The sequence below is a fragment of the Acidiferrobacter sp. SPIII_3 genome, assembly GCF_003184265.1.
Classification (GTDB): Bacteria; Pseudomonadota; Gammaproteobacteria; order Acidiferrobacterales; family Acidiferrobacteraceae; genus Acidiferrobacter.
The window spans coordinates 205,484-224,548 of record NZ_CP027663.1; the positions used below are offsets into that span (position 1 = coordinate 205,484).

Consider the following 19,065-nt stretch of genomic DNA (forward strand, 5'->3'; position numbering starts at 1 on the left):
CCATGCGCTATCTGCCGCTCATCCTGTTCGGCGTATTCCTGAACGCCGCGGCCCAGCTCGTATTGAAGGAGGGGATGCGGCGCATTGGCTACTTCACCTTCGACTGGGCCAATGTCATCCCCATCGGTCTGCGCATCGCGTTCAACCCGTTCGTGTTCGCGGGGCTTGTGATCTATGTTATAAGCTTCGTGATCTGGCTATTGGTGCTCTCGCGCGTCCAGGTCAGCTTCGCCTACCCCATGCTGAGCCTTGGCTATATCATGAACGCGGTGGCGGCCTACTATCTCTTTCAGGAGGCGCTCACGCCGGTACGGCTCGCCGGGATCGGCGTCATCATTCTCGGCACTTACCTCATCACAAGGAGCTGACATGAGCGATTTCGAGGGCGATTTTCTCCCCTTCTCGCGCCCGACCTTGAGCGAGGAAGCAATTGCCGAGGTCGTAGCCTGTCTGCGGTCGGGCTGGATTACCACCGGCCCCCGGGTCAAGCAGTTCGAGGAGGCCCTCAAGGCCTATACGGGTGGGGCCTTTGCGCTCGCCTTGTCATCGGCGACCGCCGGTCTGCATCTTACGCTCGCCGCCCTGCGTCTGGTCCCGGGCGAGGAGGTGATCACCTCCCCCATGACCTTTGCCGCGACGTTGAACACCATCGTCATCGCCGGCGGCCGGCCGGTGCTCGTCGACGTCGAGCGTGATGGCTATAACATCGACGTCGGGCGCATCGAGGCGGCCATCACCCCGCGCACGCGCGCCATCGTGCCGGTCCATTTCGCCGGGGTGCCCGTGGATCTCGATCCCTTGTATGCGTTGGCCCAGCGGCATGGCCTGCGGGTGATTGAAGACGCCGCGCATGCCATAGGGGCCGAATACAAGAGTCGGCGCATCGGCGCCTTCGGCGACACCCAGGTGTTCAGTTTTCATCCCAACAAGAACATCACGACCGGTGAAGGCGGGGCCGTCATCACATCCGATGAGGGCCTGGCCGCGGACGTCGCCCTGGCGCGTTTTCACGGGATGGACAGGGAGGCCTGGAATCGCTTCGGCAAGCAGGGGTCCGCGCACTACGAGATCATAGCGCCCGGGTTCAAATACAACATGATGGACATGCAGGCGGCGCTCGGCCTGCACCAGCTCCCGGCCCTCGAGGGCTTCATTCGGCGCCGCACAGAGCTTGCCGAGTGTTACCGCAAGCGGCTCGCCGACTGGCCGCAATGGGAGCTGCCGGCCGCGCCGCGCTATGATCATCGCCCCGCCTGGCATCTCTTTGCGCCGCTTTTGAACGTCGAGGCCGCGGGCATGGATCGCGAGCGCTTCATGGCCGAGATGAAGGCGCGCAATATCGGCACGGCCATTCATTACCGCGCGGCCCATCTCTATCCTTACTATCGGGACCGCTATGGTTATCGGCTCGGCGATTTCCCGCGCGCCGAAAGCATCTCCGAGCGCATCGTGAGCCTGCCGTTGTTTCCCACCATGACCGACGCCGATCAGGACCGCGTGATTGCGGCCATGAGCGACGTCTTTGCCCGGGCCTGAGCCATGCGTCCGTATGTGAGCGCGGTGGTCCCCGTTTTTAACGAGGAGGAGAACCTAGAGCCGCTCTTTGAACGCCTCGTGGCGGTGCTGGATGCCATGGGACGGCCCTACGAGATCGTGTTCACAAACGACGGCAGCGCCGATCGCTCCGGCGAGATCTTGCGGGAACTCCACGCGCAGCGCCCCGAGCAGGTGCGGGTGATCGATTTCAACGGCAACTTCGGCCAGCATATGGCCATCATGGCGGCCTTCGAGTACGTGCGTGGCGATATCATCGTGACCCTGGATGCCGACCTCCAGAACCCGCCCGAGGATATCCCGCGCCTCATCGAGAAGATCGAGCAGGGCTTCGATGTCGTCGGTGGTTACCGGCGCGACCGCCAGGATACCTGGTTTAGGCGCAATGCCTCGCGCCTCATCAATATGATACGGGCGCGCATCACGCGCATCGAGATGCGCGACCAGGGGTGCATGTTGCGCGCCTACCGGCGGCACATCGTCGACAGTATCGCGACGAGCGGTGAGGTCTCCACCTTCATCCCGGCGCTTGCCTACAGCTTCGCGGCCAATCCGACCGAGATCGAGGTGTCCCATGCGCCACGCGCCGCCGGCCATTCGAAGTATCATATCTACAACCTTCTGCGGTTGAACTTCGATCTCATGACCGGCTTTTCGCTGGTACCGCTGCAGGTCTTCACCATGCTCGGTTTCGCGGTGTCGCTTTTGAGCGCCATCCTCGTGATCTATCTTCTTTTGCAGCGCATCTTCATCGGACCCGAGGTCCAGGGCGTCTTCACGCTGTTTGGCATCATGTATTTCCTCGTGGGACTCGGGATCTTCGGCCTCGGGATCATCGGCGAGTATATCGGCCGGATCTATCTCGAGGTCCGCAAACGCCCGCGTTTCGTGATCCGCGAGGTCGTTCAGGCCCTCGATGACCAGTAGCGCACGGGTTATCGTCTTTGGTTATCACGAGGTCGGCTACCGCTGCCTCGAGTGGCTGCTCTCACGCGGTGTCCATATCCCGGCGGTCTTTAGCCACGAGGATGATGCGCGCGAGCGGATCTGGTTTCGATCGGTCGCCGGTCTTGCGCGCGACGCCGGCGTGCCGGTTCTCACCCCTTCATCCCTGAAAGACCCGGCGATCGTCGCGCGGATTTCCGAATGGCGTCCGGATGTGCTCTACTCGTTCTATTACCGAAACATGATTCCGCGCGAGATTCTCGCGATCCCGCGCCATGGCGCCTTCAATATGCATGGATCGCTATTGCCGCGGTACCGTGGGCGCGTGCCGATCAATTGGGCGATCATCCATGGCGAACAGGAGACCGGCGCCACCCTCCATCATATGGTCGCGCGCGCCGATGCCGGTGATATAGTCGACCAGGAGGCCTGTCCTATCGAGCCCGACGACACCGCCCGCGACGTGTTTCTAAAGGTGACGGAGGCAGCGGTCACGGTGCTTGCGCGCAGCCACGACGCCGTCATCGCCGGGCGTGCGCCGCGCCGTCCCCAGGATGAGGGCCGGGCGACGACCTTTCGCGGCAGGGGGCCGGAGGACGGGCGCATAGACTGGGATCGTGACGCGGTCTCGGTCTTCAATTTCGTGCGCGCGCTCACCGAGCCCTATCCCGGGGCCTTCAGCGCGCTGCGAGGGGCGCGCTTTCGGGTCTGGTGGGGCCAGCCGGTGGCGCTCGCCGCCGAGGATCGCAAGCCCGCGGGGTGTGTCGTCTCCGTGGCGCCGCTCATCGTGGCGACCCGCGATGGGGGGTTTCGGGTGGACAGGCTCGAATGGGCCGAGCCGGACGCCCCCGGACGCCGGGATTTCATCATTGGGGAGCGCGTCGGCTGATCGCAGCCGGTGCCCCGCCATCATCTTGGAGAAGCATAATGGCCTTAAAAGTCCTGATTCTAGGAGTGAACGGATTCATAGGTAACAGTCTGACCCAGGCCATCCTCGAGCAAAAGGACTGGGAGGTCTATGGCATGGACATGAATAACGACAAGCTCGAGGCCTGCCTGGGCAATCCGCGCTTTCATTTCGTGGAGGGTGATATCACGGTCAATCGCGAGTGGATCGAATATCACATCAAGAAGTGCGATGTCGTGCTGCCGTTGGTGGCCATCGCCACGCCCGCCACCTATGTCACAGACCCCCTGCGGGTCTTCGAGCTGGATTTCGAGGCCAATCTCGATATCGTGCGCAAGTGCGTGCGTTATAAGCGCCGCGTGCTGTTCCCCTCGACGTCCGAGGTCTACGGCATGAGCGCCGATACCCCCTTCAACGAGGAGACGAGCCATCTGGTGCTCGGTCCCATCCACAAGCAGCGCTGGATTTATTCCTGCTCGAAGCAGCTCATGGACCGCGTTATCTATGCCTATGGCAAGGAAGGCCTGCCCTTTACCCTGTTCCGCCCCTTCAACTGGATCGGACCCAAGCTCGACAACATCCTGGAGCCCAAGGAAGGGAGTTCGCGGGTCCTCACCCAGTTTCTCGGCAACATCCTGCGGGGCAAGGATATCCAGCTCGTCGACGGCGGTAATCAGAGACGCAGCTTTACGTATATCGACGACGGTGTCGACGCCCTGCTGCGCATCATTGAAAACCGTGACGGCTGCGCCGACGGCCGCATCTTCAACATCGGCAACCCGGCCAACGATTGCTCCATCAAGGAGCTCGCGGACGCGCTCGTGACCCTGGTCCGGTCCTATCCCCGGTATGCCGCGTTGGCCGATCAGGTGAAGGTCGTGGCGGTCAACTCGAAGGAGTATTACGGCGAGGGCTATCAGGATATCCTGACGCGCGTGCCCTCGATCGAGAATGCCCGCAATCATCTCGGCTGGGAGCCGCGCACCGATCTCGCCACTGCCTTGAAGAAGACCCTGGACTACCATCTCGGGCGCCCGTCTCAGGAACTGCAATAAGGGAATGCCCGACATCATCATTGCCGTAAAGGTCGACGTGGACACCGAGCGCGGTACGCGCCTCGGTGTCCCGGCCTTGGCGCGGGTCTTTGATGAACTCGGGATACGCGCGACCTTTTTCTTCTCCCTGGGTCCGGACAATACCGGGCGGGCCTTGCGGCGGGTCTTTCGTCCCGGGTTCCTGAAAAAGGTCAGACGCACGAGCGTCATCGGCACCTACGGCATGCGCACGTTGTTGAACGGAGTATTGTGGCCGGGCCCGCATATCGGCCGGCGCCATGGCGATGTCATGCGCGCGATCCGCAACGCCGGTCACGAGGTCGGCATCCATTGCTATGACCACATCCGCTGGCAAGACGGTCTCCATCGCATGCGTCTTGCCGAGGTGCGCGCGGAGTTTGGCCGGGCGCGCACGGAATTCGCGCGGATCTTCGGGGCCCCGGCCACCGCGGCGGCCGCCGCCGGCTGGCAGGCGGACGCGCAGAGCCTCGCGGTCTACGACGAGGCGGGGCTCGCCTATGCCAGCGACACGCGCGGCCACGCGCCGTTTTTCCCCGCCGCCGGCGGCCAGCGCTTTCGCACGCTCCAGATCCCCACCACCCTTCCGACCCTCGATGAACTCATGGGCCGTCCCGATTTTCCCGACGAGCTGCTAGCCACGCACTATTTTTCCCTGCTGCACCGCAATGCGGTCAACGTGATGACCGTCCATGCCGAGATCGAGGGCCTGGTCAAACTGGAATGGTTCCGCGAGTTCCTGACGCGCGCGGTATCCATGCGCGTGCAGTTCCTCACACTGGCGGGGGTGGCCCAGACGGTATTGGCGCGGCCCGATGCGGTGCCGGTGAATGAGCTTGTCCAAGGCGAGATCGATGGGCGCTCGGGACGGCTCGCGGTTCAAGGCGGCGCCATCGCGTGACGCCCCCCGGGCTCGACGCATTGCCGGTCGCCGCCTGCATCGGCGATCTCCGGGCGGTGTTATCGGACCATGGCGTGGTGCTCCTGTCGGCGCCGACCGGCAGCGGCAAGACCACCGCCATACCTCCCGCGCTGCTGGATCTTCCGGTCCTCGGCTCGCGCAAGATCCTCATGCTCGAGCCGCGCAGGCTCGCGGCGCGTCTGGCCTGTGAATGGATGGCCTCTGTCATCCGCGAGCGTCCCGGCGGCACCATCGGTTATCGCACCGGCACCGAGACCGCGGTCTCGGAGGCGACGCGCATCGAGGTCATGACCGAGGGTGTGTTGACGCGCCGCCTGCAGCGCGATCCCGAGCTTGCCGACACCGGACTTGTGATCTTCGACGAGGTGCATGAGCGGCATCTGGCGACGGACCTGGGTCTGGCCCTGGTTCGCGATATCCAGTCGGGCCTGCGTCCCGATCTGCGTGTCCTGCTCATGTCGGCCACGCTCTCCGATACCGCGTTCACCCGGTATTTTCCGGATGCCCCTCTCGTGGAATCGCAGGGACGGCAATTCCCCGTGGCCATCGACTATCTCCCGAAGATCGCCGGCTTGCGCCTCGACCGGCTCGTGCGCGATGGCGTGCTGCGCGTCCTCGCCGTCACCCGCGGCGATGTGCTGGTGTTTCTGCCGGGCATGCGCGAGATCGTGCACTGCGAGCGCGCGCTGGAAGGCGATATGGCGGCCATGGGTATTGCGCTTCGCCGCCTCCACGGCGCGATGTCGGGCGCCGAGCAGGACTTGGTGCGGGAGTGCGAGGGGCCGCGGCGCGTGATCCTCGCAAGCGCGGTCGCACAGAGCAGCATCACATTGCCGCGCGTCGACGGCGTCGTGGACGCGGGCCTTGTCCGGACCGCCTGTTTCGATCATGCCAACGGCTTTTCGCGCCTCGTCACGTCCCCGGCGAGCCAGGATATCGCCGACCAGCGCGCCGGGCGCGCGGGACGCGTGCGCCCTGGTCATTGCCTGCGGCTATGGACCCGGGAAGAGCAGCGTGGCCGACCCCGTTTCGCGCGCCCGGAGATCGAGCAGGCCGATCTCAGCGCGTTGGCGCTCGATCTTGCCGCCTGGGGTACGCCGGACCCCGCCGGCCTGCATTGGCTTACGCCTCCTCCGTCCGCGGCCTTCGCGGCCGCGCGCCGGCGGCTCCACGAGCTCGGGCTTGTCGCCTCGGACGGCACGATCACGGCCGCCGGTCGCCGTACCGTGGATCATGGGTTTAGTCCGCGCCTGGGCGCGGCCCTCGCCCGCGCCGCGCCCGCGCACCGCCCGTTGGTGTGTGCCGTGGCGGCGGTCGTAGACGAGCGTGACACGGTTCGTGATCGCGATGACGTTGCGCTCGCCACCCGGCTCGCGTGGTTGCGGGCGCATCCGGACTCGGCGGCCGCCCGGCGCATGCGCCGTCTCGCTTCGCGCGCGCGTGTGCCGGCCTGGAACGGTGAGGGCGCAAATGATGAAGAGATGGCGCGGCTTCTTCTGCCGGTCTACGGCGATCGCGTCGCTCTGCGCGTGGAGAGCGGCGAGACCGCGATCTTCAAGCTCGCCTGCGGCCCACGCTCGCGCCTTGCGCTTGCCGACCCCTTGAGTCGCCACGAGGCGCTCCTGGCACTGATCGTCGAGGAGACCGCCGAGGGTCCGTGGATCCGCCTGGCGGTGCCCCTCTCCGGATCGCTGTGGGACGACGCCCAGCGATCGGCCATCGAGCGCCTGTGCGTGCGTTGGGATGAGCGCGCGCATGCCTTTGCCGCGTACAAGGAGCGGTGTCTGGGTGACATCCGGCTGCAGGCACTCCCCTGCGCCGTCCCCCCGGACGCGGATTTCCCGGGGGCCCTGGAGGCCGCGGTGCGACGCACGGGTCTTGCCGCGCTCCCGTGGACCGAGGAGGCGTCGGCTCTGCGCGCGCGTCTCGCATGGCTTAGGTCCTTGCCATCCCGGGAGGGTTGGCCCGATGTCAGCGATGCCGCGCTCGTCTGCCATGCCCAGTGGCTTTCGGCGGCGGTCATCGCGCCCCGCGGCAAGACTGCCGCGGTGTCCGTGGACGTCGCCCGCGGGTTGCGTCATGGACTGCTCTCACCCGCCCAACAATACGAGATCGACCGTCTGGCGCCGGCCTCGGTGCCGCTGCGCTCCGGCCGTTCTTATCCGCTCCGCTATACCGAGGGTGGCCCCCCCGTGCTCGCCGCCCCCCTGCAGGAGTTCTTGGGGATGACCGAGACGCCCAGGCTCGGTGCCGGCCGCGTGGCGGTCACGGTGGAGCTGCTTTCGCCCGCGCGCCGGCCGGTGCAGGTGACCTCCGACCTCCAGGGCTTCTGGCGGGGCGCCTATCCCGGGCTCAGGCGCGCGCTCGCGGCCCGCTACCCGCGTCATGAGTGGCCGCTCGATCCGCTGTCTGTGCCGCCCTATCGCCCGCACAAGAGGAGGTCTTGAGGCCGAGCTTGGCAAACAATGCCTGATCGGCGGCGACCTTGGGGTTTGGCGTGGTGAGCAGCACGTCGCCCGCGAAGATCGAATTGGCGCCCGCGAAGTAACACAGGGCCTGCAACTCCTCGCTCATGCCTTCGCGACCCGCGGCGATGCGTACGCGGCTCGCCGGCAGACAGATGCGTGCCACGGCGATGGTGCGCACGAACTCGAAGGGCTCCAGGCTCGGTTCATCCCCAAGCGGTGTCCCTGGCACGCGCACCAAAAGATTGATCGGCACGCTCTCCGGCGGCGGATCGAGCGCCGCGAGCTGGGCGATGAGTCCGGCGCGGTCGTGGCGCGTCTCCCCCATGCCTACTATCCCCCCGCAGCACACCTTGAGACCGGCCTTGCGCACCCGCGCGAGCGTCTCCAGGCGGTCGTCGTACGTGCGCGTCCCTATCACCTCTTTATAGAATTCCGGGCTGGTATCAAGGTTATGGTTGTAATAATCGAGTCCGGCCTCGGCCAGCTGCTCGGCCTGACCCTCGCGCAAAAGCCCGAGCGTCGCGCAGGTCTCGAGCCCCAGGCCGCGGATCGCGGCGATCATCTCCGTCACGCGCTTTAGGTCGCGCTCCTTGGGACCACGCCATGCCGCCCCCATGCAGAAGCGTCCGGCCCCGCCGGCCTTGGCGCGGCGCGCGGCCGCCAGCACCTCGTCGATACCGAGCAAGGTCTCGTCCTGAACACCCGTCTCATGACGCCGCGACTGCGGGCAGTATCCGCAATCCTCCGGACAGCCACCGGTCTTGATCGAGAGCAGCGTGCTGATCTGGATCTCGTTGGCGTCGAAGTGGCGCCTGTGGACGGTATGGGCCTCGAACAGAAGATCAAAAAAGGCGCGGGCAAAAAGGTCTTCGACGGCGTGCGTTGTGTGGGTCATGGCTCCTCCTCGTGCCCACGCTACGGCCGCCGCCGCGCTCTGTCAACTCTCGAAGATCATTCCGGTTGACGGATATTGGAACGCCCGATGCCCGTATAGCGGAATCCCGCCTCCAAGAGCCGTTGCGGATCGTATTGGTTGCGGCCATCGAAGATGCGCGGCTCCTTGAGAAGCCGCCCCATGCGCTCGAAATCCGGATGCCGGAAAGGCTTCCATTCCGTGACCAGGATCAGGGCGTCGGCCCCCTCCAGGGCCTGGTATTGATCATTCGCGAGCACAAGCGCGCCGCTTTTGAACCAGGACTCCGGGAGTTCGGCGCGCGCCGCCTCTGTCGCCACCGGATCGTAGGCCGTGACCCGCGCGCCCGCCGTGATCAAGGCATTCAGGAGCACGACCGACGAGGCCTCGCGCATATCATCCGTTCCGGGCTTGAAGGCAAGCCCCCAAAGCGCGAAACGGCGCCCTTTGAGGTCGTTGCCGTATTCGCTGACGATATACCTAAACAGCACCTGCTTTTGTTGCTCGTTCCGCGCCTCGACTGCCTTCAAGACCGCCGGCTCGAATCCGCAATCGTCGGCCATGCGGATGATGGCCTTGACGTCCTTCGGGAAACACGACCCCCCATAGCCGCAGCCGGGATAGATGAACGAGTAGCCTATGCGGCTGTCCGATCCGATGCCGCGGCGGACACTTTCCACGTCCACGTCCAGGCGCTCACAAAGATTCGCGATCTCGTTGATGAACGATATCTTCGTCGCCAGCATGGCGTTGGCGGCGTATTTCGTCATCTCCGCAGCCCGCACGCTCATGAACAGCAGGCGTTCATGGTTGCGCATGAAAGTCGCATACAGGTCCCGCATCCGGTCACGCGCCTCATCGGTTTCGCATCCGACAATGACGCGGTCGGGTCGCATGAAGTCGGCCACGGCGTCCCCTTCCTTCAAAAACTCCGGATTGCTCACGACATCGAAGGGGATGTCGACCCCGCGGGTCTGAAGCTCGGCGGCGATCGCATCGCGCACGCGCTCCGCAGTCCCGACCGGCACGGTCGACTTGTCGACGATTATGGCGTAGTGGCTAAGGTGACGGCCGATGTCGCGGGCTACATCGAGAACATGGCGCAGGTCCGCCGATCCGTCTTCGTTGGGCGGCGTGCCCACGGCTATGAAGTAGACATCGCTCGCCGCCAAGGCGTCTTGAAGCGAGGTGCTAAACCGCAGACGCTTCGCGCCCACGTTGCCGCTTACGATGGTCTCGAGTCCCGGCTCATATATCGGCAGTATGCCGCGCTTCAGGTTCTCGATCTTGCGTTCATCTATGTCGACGCAGGTGACCTCATTGCCCATCTCGGCAAAGCATGCGCCTGTTACGAGCCCCACGTAACCCGTGCCTATCACGGTCAATTGCATCGTCGTGTCCACCACACCAAACGGCAACGCCTGCCGCGCGGGACATTCTAGCAGATCACGCGATGCGGCTCCCGCGATCCCGCCCGGCCGCGCCCAACCGCCGCGCTGTAGGTCATGTGCCGGATCACGCGATCGTTTGACCTCAAGGCCCGCGTGCCTTCCGGAACGCCATGGACACGATGCCGCCCCCCTGCAAGACACCGGCGGCGCCCCATAACGCAGGCGCCGAACTTCAAAGCGACGGTGTCACGTCACGACCCCCGTAGAGCCGTTCGTAGCGCGTTTGACAGTCGGTGCAGCGCTCAGCGGTTGGGTAGGCGTCGAGGCGCGCGTAGGGGATGTGGCATCCGCACTCGATGCAGTACCCGTAAACGCCTTCCTTCACGCGCTCCAGGGCGCGGTCGACGGCGCGCAGCTCGCGCACCTCGTTTTCCATCTCGGCAAGATTCAGATCGGTCTGTTGGAGGGCCGTTGATTCGTCGCCCGGATCCCCGACCTCGCCGGTCATGCGCCGCAGATTGTCATGACCGGCATCACTGGTTCCGGCCTGGATCATGGCGAGCAGGTCCTGGCGCCGGCGCGTGAGCCGGTCTTTCAATGTCTGAAGCTCGGTTGCGGTAAGCTCGGTCATCGATAACCCTCCTTCGGGTTCGGCAGCTGACGGAAATGGCCGGCGCGGACACGGTGCGCCATGAACCCGCTTGGGGCATTATGCGCCGCCTATCATGCCAGACGCGCGACCGGCGCGTGCCGGACTCACGTCCGACCCGACGGGTTTGGCCGTTGGGCAGCCGATGGTCGATGAGTCCGCACGTTGTGCCTTGCGTCGGGGCGCGAGACCTGGTGGCCGGACGTCATGTGTCTTGCGGCACCGGCTGTGTGTGATCTGGTGCCATGCCCCATGGGTGCGCACAAAGCGATGGCGTGATGCGCGCGGATCCCGCCTGGCCGCCCTCATTGCGGCGCCCCGGTGGCACGGCGAGCAACATACGCGCCTGCCGGCACGGGTTTCTTGGGAAACGGCCACGCAAATTGTTTGCAAATGTTGATATCGCTGTTACAGTTAGGCTTGACGGCGATGCGATCTCGTGATGTAGACAGCGTGTGCGCCGTTTGTGACGGGAATTGGGCGCGCCTCGAGATATCGCGCTCGCAACACGCGGCCGATATGGCATTTCGGTCGCGCACTGGCCGGTTGGCTCCTTGCCCCGACGCCCGAACTCAGGGAGGCGGAGAGTTGGCGGAGCGCAGCTCTTAACATGAACGAAGGAGTGAGCGTATGGCAATAAAGAAGAAGGCGGCGGCGCCCAAGAAGGCGGTGCGCAAAAGCGCGCCTGCAAAGGCGTCGGTCAAGAAGGCCGCCGCCAAAAAGTCGGTGACAAAGAAGGCGTCCGTCAAGAAGGCGTCGGTGAAGAAGGCCGCACCAAAGAAGGCGTCAACCCGGACGGCGACGGCAACGTCGCGTGCCAAGATGGCGGCCAAGAAGTCGGTGGCAACCAAGACCACGTCCACCAAGAAGAAGGCGCGTTCCAAGAAGAAGTAGCCCGCGCGGGGCCGTAAGAGGCCGTGTCTTCGACACGGCCTTTTTTATATATCCTCCTCTTCCTCCAGACTCCCTTTGTTCAAGGCCTGAAGGGTCTCGGCCCAGGCATTCTCGTGTTCCTGCAGCTCGGTCGTCATGATCCGATGGAGATCCACGAGGATCTGCGACAGGGCATCGACGTCGCCGCCGCCCGTGACGCCCTGGGCGGCGCGCTCCGTTTGTAGCAGCGTGTCGCGTGCGCTCAGGCATGAGCCGAGCAGGTTTTTGATGCGCTCGCGCCTTTTGGGGATCCAGGCGCGGTCGGCATCGAGTGACTTGAGCCGTTCACCAAGCTCCAGGATGCGTTTACGCAGCCTGGTCAAAAGCCCCAACTGTTCGCTTTTTATGTCACCCCACACGGCGATGTCGATCAGCAGCTGCCAGCGCGCGCGCAGTCTGGTCACGAGTTCGGCGGGTAATGCCACGTCCTCTGCGGCGTCCATCAGCGTGGCTCCGCATTCAAGGCCGCCAATCGCTCGGGCGTGCCGACATCGGTCCATAGGCCGCGATAGTGTTCGCCTGATATCAGGCCGTGAGCGGTCATGCGACGCAGGAGCGGGGCCAACGGGAAGCGATCCGCGGTGGCGTCCGCGAATAACGCCGCCCGATATACGCCTATTCCGGCAAATGTGAGTCGCGGCACGCTATCCGTCACCCGCCCGTCGCATAGCCCGAAATCCCCTTCCGGGTGATGTTTCGGGTTGTCCACGAGAACGAGGTGCGCCAGTCCGGCAAGCGACGCGGGCAGGCGCGCAAAATCGTAGTCCGTGTAGATGTCGCCGTTGACCACGAGAAAGGGGTCGCACCCGAGCAACGGCAGGGCACGGCGTATACCCCCGCCCGTCTCGAGCCCGGCCGGACCCTCGTCTGAGTAGCTGACGGTGACGGACAGGTGTGCGCCGGTCCCCAGGTGCGCGCGGATCTTCTCGCCCAGATGCGCGATATTGATGACGATGTCTGTGAATCCCGCGCGCGCAAGCTGGCCTATCAGACGGTCCAGCAGCGGCGTTCCGCGTACCGCCAAGAGCGGCTTGGGTATAACGTCGCTCAGGGGGCGCATGCGCGCGCCCCGGCCGGCCGCCAGGATCATGGCCTTCATGGGGACTCCGGGAGCGCGCACAGGAATGTGTGCAGGTCGCGGAGATCCGGGTAGAGCGCGGTCGCCTCGCGCAGGTAATGCATGGTGAGCGGCAGGTCGCGCAGATATCCCGGTTTACCGTCGCGCAGGTGGAGTCTCGCGAATATCCCCGCGACCTTCAGGTGCCGTTGGATGCCCATGCGGTCGAACCATTCGAGGAAGACGGCCTCGTCATCACACTGGTGAAGTCCGGATTCGCGTGCGAGCTGGCAATAGCCCTTGACCCAGTCGACTACGCGTTCCCTCGGCCATGCCACGTAGCAGTCTTTCAGCAGGGAAACGAGGTCATAGGTGATCGGGCCGCGCACGGCATCCTGAAAATCCAGGATCCCGGGGTTGTGGAGCGTGTTGACCAGCAGATTGCGCGAGTGGTAGTCGCGATGGACCCAGACCTGGGGTTGATGGAGCGCGCCCGCGCTGAGGTCGTCGAAGGCGTGGTCGAGCAGGCGCCGCTCGCCGCCTGTCATCGTATGTCCGAGGTAGCCCCTCAGATACCATTCCGGAAAGAGCTCCATCTCCCGCCTGAGCAGGATCTCGTCGTAGGGCGGCAGGAAGTCCGGGTCGGAGTAGGTCCCGCCCTGCAGGACGACCAGGGCCCCGAGGGCGTCGCCGTACAGGCGGTCGGCGGTGGCATCGTCGAGCCGGTCGAGGTAGGCGGTGTGTCCGAGATCGGTCAGCAAGGCCAGGCCTGCGTCAAGATCGCAGGCCAGCACCTTGGGTACGTGAAGGCCCAAGGCGCCGAAGCGTCTGGCAACGCGGACAAACGGCGCAAGCGGCTCTTTGTCCGGGGGCGCATCCATGGCGATCCAGGACTCCCCGCCCGCGGTGATGCGGAAGTAGCGCCGAAAACTCGCGTCGGACGAGGCGGGCGCGATCGTGAATCCGGAGGTGCCCAGTATGCGCTGTGTAAATTGCGTGAGGGCGGCCAACCGCTTGTCATCGGTCACGAAATTTCTCCTTTAACCGGACGAGGCCTTGCCTCGGCGGGCGATTGTATGCGATTTTAGCCGCCATTGACATTTGACCGACACCCCGATGCCCCGGATCGTTGCCGCGCGCTCGTCGACGGGGCTCCTGCTGTTACTTATGGCTTCCTGCAGCGCGAGCGCCGCATGCCCTCCGCCCGCCACCCACCCGACCCCGTTCGTGGGCACCCGCGGAGGCCGCAAGATCGCCCATGTCGTGGCCGACAAGGCGCGCGCCTTCGCCGATGGCATAACCGTGTTCAGCGGGAAGGTCGTCCTGACCTACGGCGTGGAGACCGTGCGCGCGCGGCGTATCCGCTTCAATCGCCGGACCAACGCGTTTACGGCCATTGGGCATGTGCGCGTGACCAACGCCCAGGGTGGCGAGCTGCGCGCCCATTATCTGCACATGAACCGGGCCACGGGCCGGGGTGTGGCGCGCGCGGCGCGTTTCGTGCTTCCGGGCAGCAACGCGCGCGGGCGCGCGGTCATGGTGATACTGAGGAGCCGCCATAAGTCGGACATCAAGGATACGCGTTACACGATGTGCCCGGAGGGCACCAAGGTCTGGTATATAGACGCCGACCGGCTGCACTTGAATTACACCAAGGACGTGGGTATCGCCACCAATGCGCGCGTGTATTTTCACGGTGTCCCGATCTTTTACTGGCCGTACTTGAGTTTCCCCATATCATCCAAACGCAAGTCCGGTTTCCTGCCGCCGCGCTACGGGACCGCGAGCAATTCGGGGATCATGTTGTCGGTCCCTTATTATTGGAATCTCGCGCCCAACTACGACCTGACCACGACGCCCGAGATCTTGACGCGGCGCGGGGTGCTGTTCCGCAACCACTTTCGTTACCTGGGTCTTGGGTATAGCGGCTCGGATCGTATCGACTATATCCCCGCTGATCGTGTCTATGGCGGTCCGCGCTATGCCCTGCACATCGCCCACAACCAGGTTTTCAGCCCCTATTGGTGGGCGAACATCAACTACAACCGGGTCTCCGATCCGGCGTTCTACACCGACTTCAGCGCCAATTTCGCGCTCGCGAGCCAAATCGACCTGCCGCAGCTGGGTGAGGTCGGTTATTCCGGCCGGCGCTTGCGATTGCAGGTCGCGAGCAGTTCCTATCAGCTCCTCGATACGAGCATCGGTGCCGCCTACAAGCCCTACGAAGAGCTCCCCGGACTCTTCCTCAGGACGCGCGGCACGGCCAAGCCCGATCGCCTGCATTACAGCCTGAAGGCCAGCGCCGCGCGTTTCCTGGGCGGGGGAACGGCCCCCGCCGATCGCCTCGACCTCGAACCGGCCTTGAGCTATCCGTGGCGTTGGCCCGCCGGCTTCATAACCCCACGGCTTGCCGTCCGCGAGACCGATTATTGGATCGCGGGTCAGCCGACCATTCATAGAACCACGCCGATTGCGAGCTTGAGCGACGGCCTGGTCTTCGAGCGCACACTCAAAGGCGGGGGTCGCCAGACCCTGGAGCCGGAGCTCTCGTATCTGTACGTCCCCTATCGCAATCAGCAGGGGATCCCGTTCTTCGATACCGCCCCGGCGCCGTTTACCTATACAAACCTGTTCCGAACCAACAGTTTTTTCGGACCGGACCGCCAGGTGGACGCGAACCAGCTGATAGCCGGTCTCACCACGCGCCTTTATTCCTCCACGGGTCGCGAACGGCTGCGCGCGAGCGTCGGTGAGATTTATTACTTCCACAAACCCTCGATCTATGCGACCTACCAGACGCGCGTCCTCAATCGCACCTCGGATCTGGCGGCCGAGGCCTATGCGCGTCTCAGCCGGCACTGGTATGTGCGCGGATCGCTGGCCTGGAATCCCAACAATGACCAGACCGACGAGGGCGACGCCTATGTCGAGTACAGTCCCAAGCCCAACGCCATCATAACCGTCGGTCACCGGTATATCCGCGGGGTCCAGGAGCAGGTGGACGTGTCGCTCCAGTGGCCCGTGCTCATGCACTGGTCCACCCTGGTCGAGACCAGCTATTCGCTCACGCAATCGGCGAGCTTGGAGTCCTATCTCGGTATCCAATACAATAGCTGCTGCTGGGGACTGGGATTTTATGTCGGCAAGACCCTCGGTCTTAACAACACCCAATTCACGACCGCGATGTTCGAGTTCACGCTAAACGGCCTAGGCGCGCTCGGATCGGCGCCGGTCGTGCCCCTTAGCCAACACGGCTTCATGCTCGGCTACTAAAAGTCAGGAGATTACCTTATGTCCGCCGCACTCCTTCAGGCCCCGGTCGCCCCCCGCCCGGTAACGATCGACAAGATCGTTGCGGTCGTAAATAACGAGGTCATTACCCAAAACCAGCTGGACCGGCGGGTATCCCTGCTGATAAAGCGCCTGGCGGCGCGCGATGTGACCGTACCCCCGCGCCATCTCTTGGCGCGCAAGGTCTTGAGCCAGATGGTCTTGCAGCGGCTCGAGCTTCAGTATGCGCACAATATCGGCATCCGCGTGAGCCGGGCGCAGGTTAAGCACGCCGAGACCGCTCTCGCGGCCCGCAATCACATGACGCTGCCGCAGTTTGAGCAGGCGGTGGCAACCGAGGGGTTCACTCCCGCGGGCTTTCGTCACCGACTGCGCACGGAAATCACGATCCGCACGCTCATCATGCGCCGCATCAGCCGTTCGGTGATCGTGACCCGACGCGCGGTCGACCGGTTCCTCGCGCAGACACGCGCCGCCGATGGCACCCGTTACCATGTCGCCGAGATCACGCTCCAGTTTCCGGTGGCGGCCGATACCTCGGCGCGTCAGGCGGTCCGCAAGCGCGCCCTGCGCATCCTGAAAAAGATCCGCGCCGGCGAGCCGTTCAGTCAGGCGGCCATCGCTCATTCCCAGGATACCCATGCCCTGGAGGGGGGGGATATCGGATGGCGGACGGCGGCGCACCTGCGCCCGAGCTTTGTGCGCGCGCTACGCCAGATGAAGAGTGGGGATGTGCGGTTGGTGTCGGGACGTGGGGCCTACTATGTCATCAAGCTAAAGGGTAAGCGCGCCGGCCTGAAAGGACCGGAGCACGAGCAGGTGCGTCTGCGCGAGATCGTGCTCCGGCCGTCGCGCCGGGTATCGCTGCTCATTGCCCGCGAAAAATTGAAGGCCTTGAAGACGCGTCTTGCGCAGGGCGCGCATTTCAAGACCCTGGCGCGCGCGTATTCGGAGGGGAGCACGGCCGCGCGCGGCGGATCGCTTGGCTGGATGACCGTCGCGGGACTGCCGCCGGCGTTGGCCGAGGCCGCGCGCCATCTGCCCCTGCATACCGTGGGCGGGCCCTACGCCACGGCGCGCGGCCAGGCCCTGATCGAGGTGGTGGCCCGGCGCATGCGCGCCGGCATGACGCGCAACGAGGCGCGCCGGCTTCTACGCATGCGCAAGGGTAATGCCCTGTACGTTCGCTGGTTGCAGACCTTGCGCGATGACGCCTATGTCCGCTATCCAAGCCGCGTCTAAACGCCCGGTCATCGCCATTACCCCGGGAGAGCCGGCCGGCATCGGGCCGGATCTCATGGCCCTGCTCGATTACGACGAGACCGCAGACTGGGTGTGCGTGGCGGATCCGGACCTTCTGGATGACAGGGCGCGTCTGCGCGGGCGGCAACGCCACTGGCCGCGCTATGCGCCGGGCGTGCGCGGCCCCTCGATCCTGCCGGTGGCGCTCGCCCGCCGCGCGATCCCCGGTGTCCCGGATCCGGCGAACGCCGACTATGTCCTGTCTTGTCTCAGACGCGCAACGGAAGGCTGTCTCGCCGGCGAATTCACCGCCCTTATCACAGGCCCCGTGCACAAGGCCGTCATCAACGAGGCGGGACATGTCTTCACCGGCCATACCGAGTTCCTCGCGCGCGCGGCGGGCGTGACCGAGGTCGTCATGATGCTGGCCGCGGGATCCTTGCGCGTTGCCTTGGTCACCACCCATGTGCCGCTCGCCATGGTGCCGGCGGCGATCACTGCCGCGCGCCTGGACGCGACGCTCGACATCTTGAATGCCGCGCTCGCGCGCGACTTCGGTCTGGTGCGGCCGGCCATCGCGGTGTTGGGTCTAAACCCCCACGCCGGAGAGGGCGGGCACCTGGGGCGCGAGGAGATCGATGTCATAGCGCCAGCCGTGATGCGCGCCCAGGCGCGCGGCATCCGCGCGGTCGGCCCCGTCCCCGCCGACACCGCTTTCGTCCCCGCGCGTCTGGCGCAGGCCGATGTGGTGCTGGCCATGTACCATGATCAGGGCCTCCCGGTGCTGAAGGCGCAAGGGTTCGGAGGCGGCGTGAACGTGACCCTCGGTCTACCCTTCCCGAGGGTCTCGGTGGACCATGGAACCGCCCTCGACCGGGCCGGGACGGGGCCGGTCGACATCGGCAGCATGGTATCGGCCATGACGCTCGCCAAGGCCTTGTCAAACCGTCATGCCCGTCCCTAAGAAACGCTTCGGTCAGCATTTCCTGCGTGACGAGTCGGTGCTTGCGCGTATCGCCCAGGTTTGCCTCGGTATGCCCGGAGACCATACGTTCGAAATCGGGCCGGGCGATGGTGCGCTCACCGCCCACCTGTCCAGGCTAAGCGGCCAATTGCATGTCGTGGAGATCGATCGCGACCTGATCGCGGGTCTCAGGCGGCGTTTTGCCAAAGACCAAGTCATCGTACACGAGGCCGACGCCCTGCGGTTTTCGCCATGCGCGATGGTCGCGGGCGCGCTGCGTGTCGTCGGCAATCTCCCCTACAACATCTCGAGCCCGCTCATTTTTCATTTCCTGGGAGAACCCTGTATCGCCGGCATGGTGTTCCTCTTGCAAAAGGAGGTCGTCGACCGCCTGGCGGCGTCTCCCGGGGGCCGCGATTACGGGCGACTGTCGGTCATGGTGCAGGCGCGTTGCGAGGTCATGCCGCTCTTTACCGTGGCCGCGGAGGCCTTCAGCCCTCCGCCGGCGGTCGAGTCGCGCCTCGTGGCCTTGCGCCCGGTCCCGTCCGTGGTCCCGCCGCCGGCCGCGGCGCTGTTCTCCGCGATCGTCGCTCAGGCGTTCTCGCAACGGCGCAAGATGCTCCGTCAGTCGCTACGGGGATACTTTGGGGGCGAGGATTGGCGGACGCTTGGCATCGACGCCACCCGCCGCGCCGAGACCTTGAGTGTCGCCGAGTTCGTGGCCCTGGCCGTCCACGCCGCGACTTGAGTCTTGTC

18 protein-coding genes are annotated in these 19,065 nt (G+C 64.9%); 12 read left to right on the forward strand and 6 right to left on the reverse strand.

The window, feature by feature from the left end:
* The first annotated feature begins 2 nt into the window (after positions 1-2).
* The 7 genes from C4901_RS01060 to hrpB are packed head-to-tail and all read left to right on the forward strand — an operon-like array spanning position 3 to position 7,848.
* Positions 3-368: an EamA family transporter gene (locus tag C4901_RS01060; RefSeq protein WP_110135744.1), complete on the forward strand. Its 366-nt coding sequence runs from the start codon at positions 3-5 to the stop codon at positions 366-368.
* A 1-nt stretch (position 369) separates the two neighbouring features.
* A complete protein-coding gene (locus tag C4901_RS01065; protein WP_110135745.1) occupies positions 370-1,536 on the forward strand; it encodes a DegT/DnrJ/EryC1/StrS aminotransferase family protein in 1,167 nt (388 codons plus the stop codon).
* Positions 1,537-1,539: 3 nt separating this feature from the next.
* Positions 1,540-2,481, forward strand: a complete 942-nt coding sequence (locus C4901_RS01070) for a glycosyltransferase (protein ID WP_110135746.1) — start codon at positions 1,540-1,542, stop codon at positions 2,479-2,481.
* Positions 2,471-3,388, forward strand: a complete 918-nt coding sequence (locus C4901_RS01075) for a formyltransferase (RefSeq protein WP_110135747.1) — start codon at positions 2,471-2,473, stop codon at positions 3,386-3,388. Before C4901_RS01070 ends, C4901_RS01075 begins: the two co-directional genes overlap by 11 nt.
* A 38-nt stretch (positions 3,389-3,426) precedes the next feature.
* On the forward strand, positions 3,427-4,461 hold the full coding sequence (locus tag C4901_RS01080) for a bifunctional UDP-4-keto-pentose/UDP-xylose synthase (protein ID WP_110135748.1): 1,035 nt from the start codon (positions 3,427-3,429) through the stop codon (positions 4,459-4,461).
* A gap of 4 nt (positions 4,462-4,465) precedes the next feature.
* Positions 4,466-5,380 carry a polysaccharide deacetylase family protein gene (locus C4901_RS01085; RefSeq protein ID WP_110135749.1) on the forward strand — a complete coding sequence of 305 codons (915 nt, stop codon included), beginning with the start codon at positions 4,466-4,468 and terminating at the stop codon, positions 5,378-5,380.
* Positions 5,377-7,848, forward strand: coding sequence for an ATP-dependent helicase HrpB (gene hrpB / locus C4901_RS01090; protein WP_110135750.1), 2,472 nt, complete (start codon positions 5,377-5,379; stop codon positions 7,846-7,848). Before C4901_RS01085 ends, hrpB begins: the two co-directional genes overlap by 4 nt.
* Here hrpB and bioB read toward each other — a convergent pair.
* From bioB to C4901_RS01105, 3 genes are all read right to left on the reverse strand, one after another.
* Positions 7,754-8,764 (reverse strand): biotin synthase BioB, encoded by a 1,011-nt coding sequence (gene bioB / locus C4901_RS01095; protein ID WP_110135751.1) that lies wholly within the window; start codon positions 8,762-8,764, stop codon positions 7,754-7,756. The two genes, hrpB and bioB, sit on opposite strands and share 95 nt — an antisense overlap.
* A 56-nt stretch (positions 8,765-8,820) precedes the next feature.
* Positions 8,821-10,173: a UDP-glucose/GDP-mannose dehydrogenase family protein gene (locus C4901_RS01100; protein ID WP_110135752.1), complete on the reverse strand. Its 1,353-nt coding sequence runs from the start codon at positions 10,171-10,173 to the stop codon at positions 8,821-8,823.
* A gap of 232 nt (positions 10,174-10,405) precedes the next feature.
* Positions 10,406-10,804: a TraR/DksA C4-type zinc finger protein gene (locus C4901_RS01105; RefSeq protein WP_110135753.1), complete on the reverse strand. Its 399-nt coding sequence runs from the start codon at positions 10,802-10,804 to the stop codon at positions 10,406-10,408.
* A gap of 648 nt (positions 10,805-11,452) precedes the next feature.
* Here C4901_RS01105 and C4901_RS17410 point away from each other — a divergent pair.
* Positions 11,453-11,716: a histone-like protein 2 gene (locus tag C4901_RS17410; protein ID WP_168185467.1), complete on the forward strand. Its 264-nt coding sequence runs from the start codon at positions 11,453-11,455 to the stop codon at positions 11,714-11,716.
* A gap of 44 nt (positions 11,717-11,760) precedes the next feature.
* Here C4901_RS17410 and C4901_RS01115 read toward each other — a convergent pair whose 3' ends face one another.
* The 3 genes from C4901_RS01115 to C4901_RS01125 are packed head-to-tail and all read right to left on the reverse strand — an operon-like array spanning position 11,761 to position 13,840.
* Positions 11,761-12,198 (reverse strand): hypothetical protein, encoded by a 438-nt coding sequence (locus C4901_RS01115; RefSeq protein WP_110135755.1) that lies wholly within the window; start codon positions 12,196-12,198, stop codon positions 11,761-11,763.
* The gene (gene murU / locus C4901_RS01120) at positions 12,198-12,854 is read right to left on the reverse strand and encodes an N-acetylmuramate alpha-1-phosphate uridylyltransferase MurU (protein ID WP_110135756.1); all 657 of its coding nucleotides are present in this window, start codon (positions 12,852-12,854) and stop codon (positions 12,198-12,200) included. The genes C4901_RS01115 and murU overlap by 1 nt, the downstream gene beginning before the upstream one ends.
* The gene (locus tag C4901_RS01125) at positions 12,851-13,840 is read right to left on the reverse strand and encodes an aminoglycoside phosphotransferase family protein (RefSeq protein WP_205736119.1); all 990 of its coding nucleotides are present in this window, start codon (positions 13,838-13,840) and stop codon (positions 12,851-12,853) included. Before C4901_RS01125 ends, murU begins: the two co-directional genes overlap by 4 nt.
* Before the next feature lie 88 nt (positions 13,841-13,928).
* Here C4901_RS01125 and C4901_RS01130 point away from each other — a divergent pair, with 88 nt between their 5' ends.
* From C4901_RS01130 to rsmA, 4 genes are read left to right on the forward strand one after another with little or no spacing between them, the layout of a single operon-like run.
* Positions 13,929-16,085: an LPS-assembly protein LptD gene (locus C4901_RS01130; protein ID WP_110135757.1), complete on the forward strand. Its 2,157-nt coding sequence runs from the start codon at positions 13,929-13,931 to the stop codon at positions 16,083-16,085.
* Positions 16,086-16,103: 18 nt separating this feature from the next.
* Positions 16,104-17,345: a peptidylprolyl isomerase gene (locus C4901_RS01135; protein ID WP_110135758.1), complete on the forward strand. Its 1,242-nt coding sequence runs from the start codon at positions 16,104-16,106 to the stop codon at positions 17,343-17,345.
* Entirely contained in the window at positions 17,320-18,309 is a 990-nt protein-coding gene (pdxA, locus tag C4901_RS01140; protein WP_110135759.1) for a 4-hydroxythreonine-4-phosphate dehydrogenase PdxA, read from the forward strand. Before C4901_RS01135 ends, pdxA begins: the two co-directional genes overlap by 26 nt.
* On the forward strand, positions 18,296-19,057 hold the full coding sequence (rsmA, locus tag C4901_RS01145; protein ID WP_110135760.1) for a 16S rRNA (adenine(1518)-N(6)/adenine(1519)-N(6))-dimethyltransferase RsmA: 762 nt from the start codon (positions 18,296-18,298) through the stop codon (positions 19,055-19,057). Before pdxA ends, rsmA begins: the two co-directional genes overlap by 14 nt.
* The last annotated feature ends 8 nt before the right edge of the window (positions 19,058-19,065 follow it).

What these genes read in the sequence shown, in the direction of transcription:
- C4901_RS01060 (WP_110135744.1), top strand. Translation starts at nt 3, where the DNA reads ATGCGCTATCTGCCGCTCATCCTGTTCGGCGTATTCCTGAACGCCGCG.
- C4901_RS01065 (WP_110135745.1), top strand. Translation starts at nt 370, where the DNA reads ATGAGCGATTTCGAGGGCGATTTTCTCCCCTTCTCGCGCCCGACCTTG.
- C4901_RS01070 (WP_110135746.1), top strand. Translation starts at nt 1,540, where the DNA reads ATGCGTCCGTATGTGAGCGCGGTGGTCCCCGTTTTTAACGAGGAGGAG.
- C4901_RS01075 (WP_110135747.1), top strand. Translation starts at nt 2,471, where the DNA reads ATGACCAGTAGCGCACGGGTTATCGTCTTTGGTTATCACGAGGTCGGC.
- C4901_RS01080 (WP_110135748.1), top strand. Translation starts at nt 3,427, where the DNA reads ATGGCCTTAAAAGTCCTGATTCTAGGAGTGAACGGATTCATAGGTAAC.
- C4901_RS01085 (WP_110135749.1), top strand. Translation starts at nt 4,466, where the DNA reads ATGCCCGACATCATCATTGCCGTAAAGGTCGACGTGGACACCGAGCGC.
- bioB (WP_110135751.1), bottom strand. Translation starts at nt 8,764, where the DNA reads ATGACCCACACAACGCACGCCGTCGAAGACCTTTTTGCCCGCGCCTTT.
- C4901_RS01100 (WP_110135752.1), bottom strand. Translation starts at nt 10,173, where the DNA reads ATGCAATTGACCGTGATAGGCACGGGTTACGTGGGGCTCGTAACAGGC.
- C4901_RS01105 (WP_110135753.1), bottom strand. Translation starts at nt 10,804, where the DNA reads ATGACCGAGCTTACCGCAACCGAGCTTCAGACATTGAAAGACCGGCTC.
- C4901_RS17410 (WP_168185467.1), top strand. Translation starts at nt 11,453, where the DNA reads ATGGCAATAAAGAAGAAGGCGGCGGCGCCCAAGAAGGCGGTGCGCAAA.
- C4901_RS01115 (WP_110135755.1), bottom strand. Translation starts at nt 12,198, where the DNA reads ATGGACGCCGCAGAGGACGTGGCATTACCCGCCGAACTCGTGACCAGA.
- murU (WP_110135756.1), bottom strand. Translation starts at nt 12,854, where the DNA reads ATGAAGGCCATGATCCTGGCGGCCGGCCGGGGCGCGCGCATGCGCCCC.
- C4901_RS01130 (WP_110135757.1), top strand. Translation starts at nt 13,929, where the DNA reads ATGCCCCGGATCGTTGCCGCGCGCTCGTCGACGGGGCTCCTGCTGTTA.
- C4901_RS01135 (WP_110135758.1), top strand. Translation starts at nt 16,104, where the DNA reads ATGTCCGCCGCACTCCTTCAGGCCCCGGTCGCCCCCCGCCCGGTAACG.
- pdxA (WP_110135759.1), top strand. Translation starts at nt 17,320, where the DNA reads ATGTCCGCTATCCAAGCCGCGTCTAAACGCCCGGTCATCGCCATTACC.
- rsmA (WP_110135760.1), top strand. Translation starts at nt 18,296, where the DNA reads ATGCCCGTCCCTAAGAAACGCTTCGGTCAGCATTTCCTGCGTGACGAG.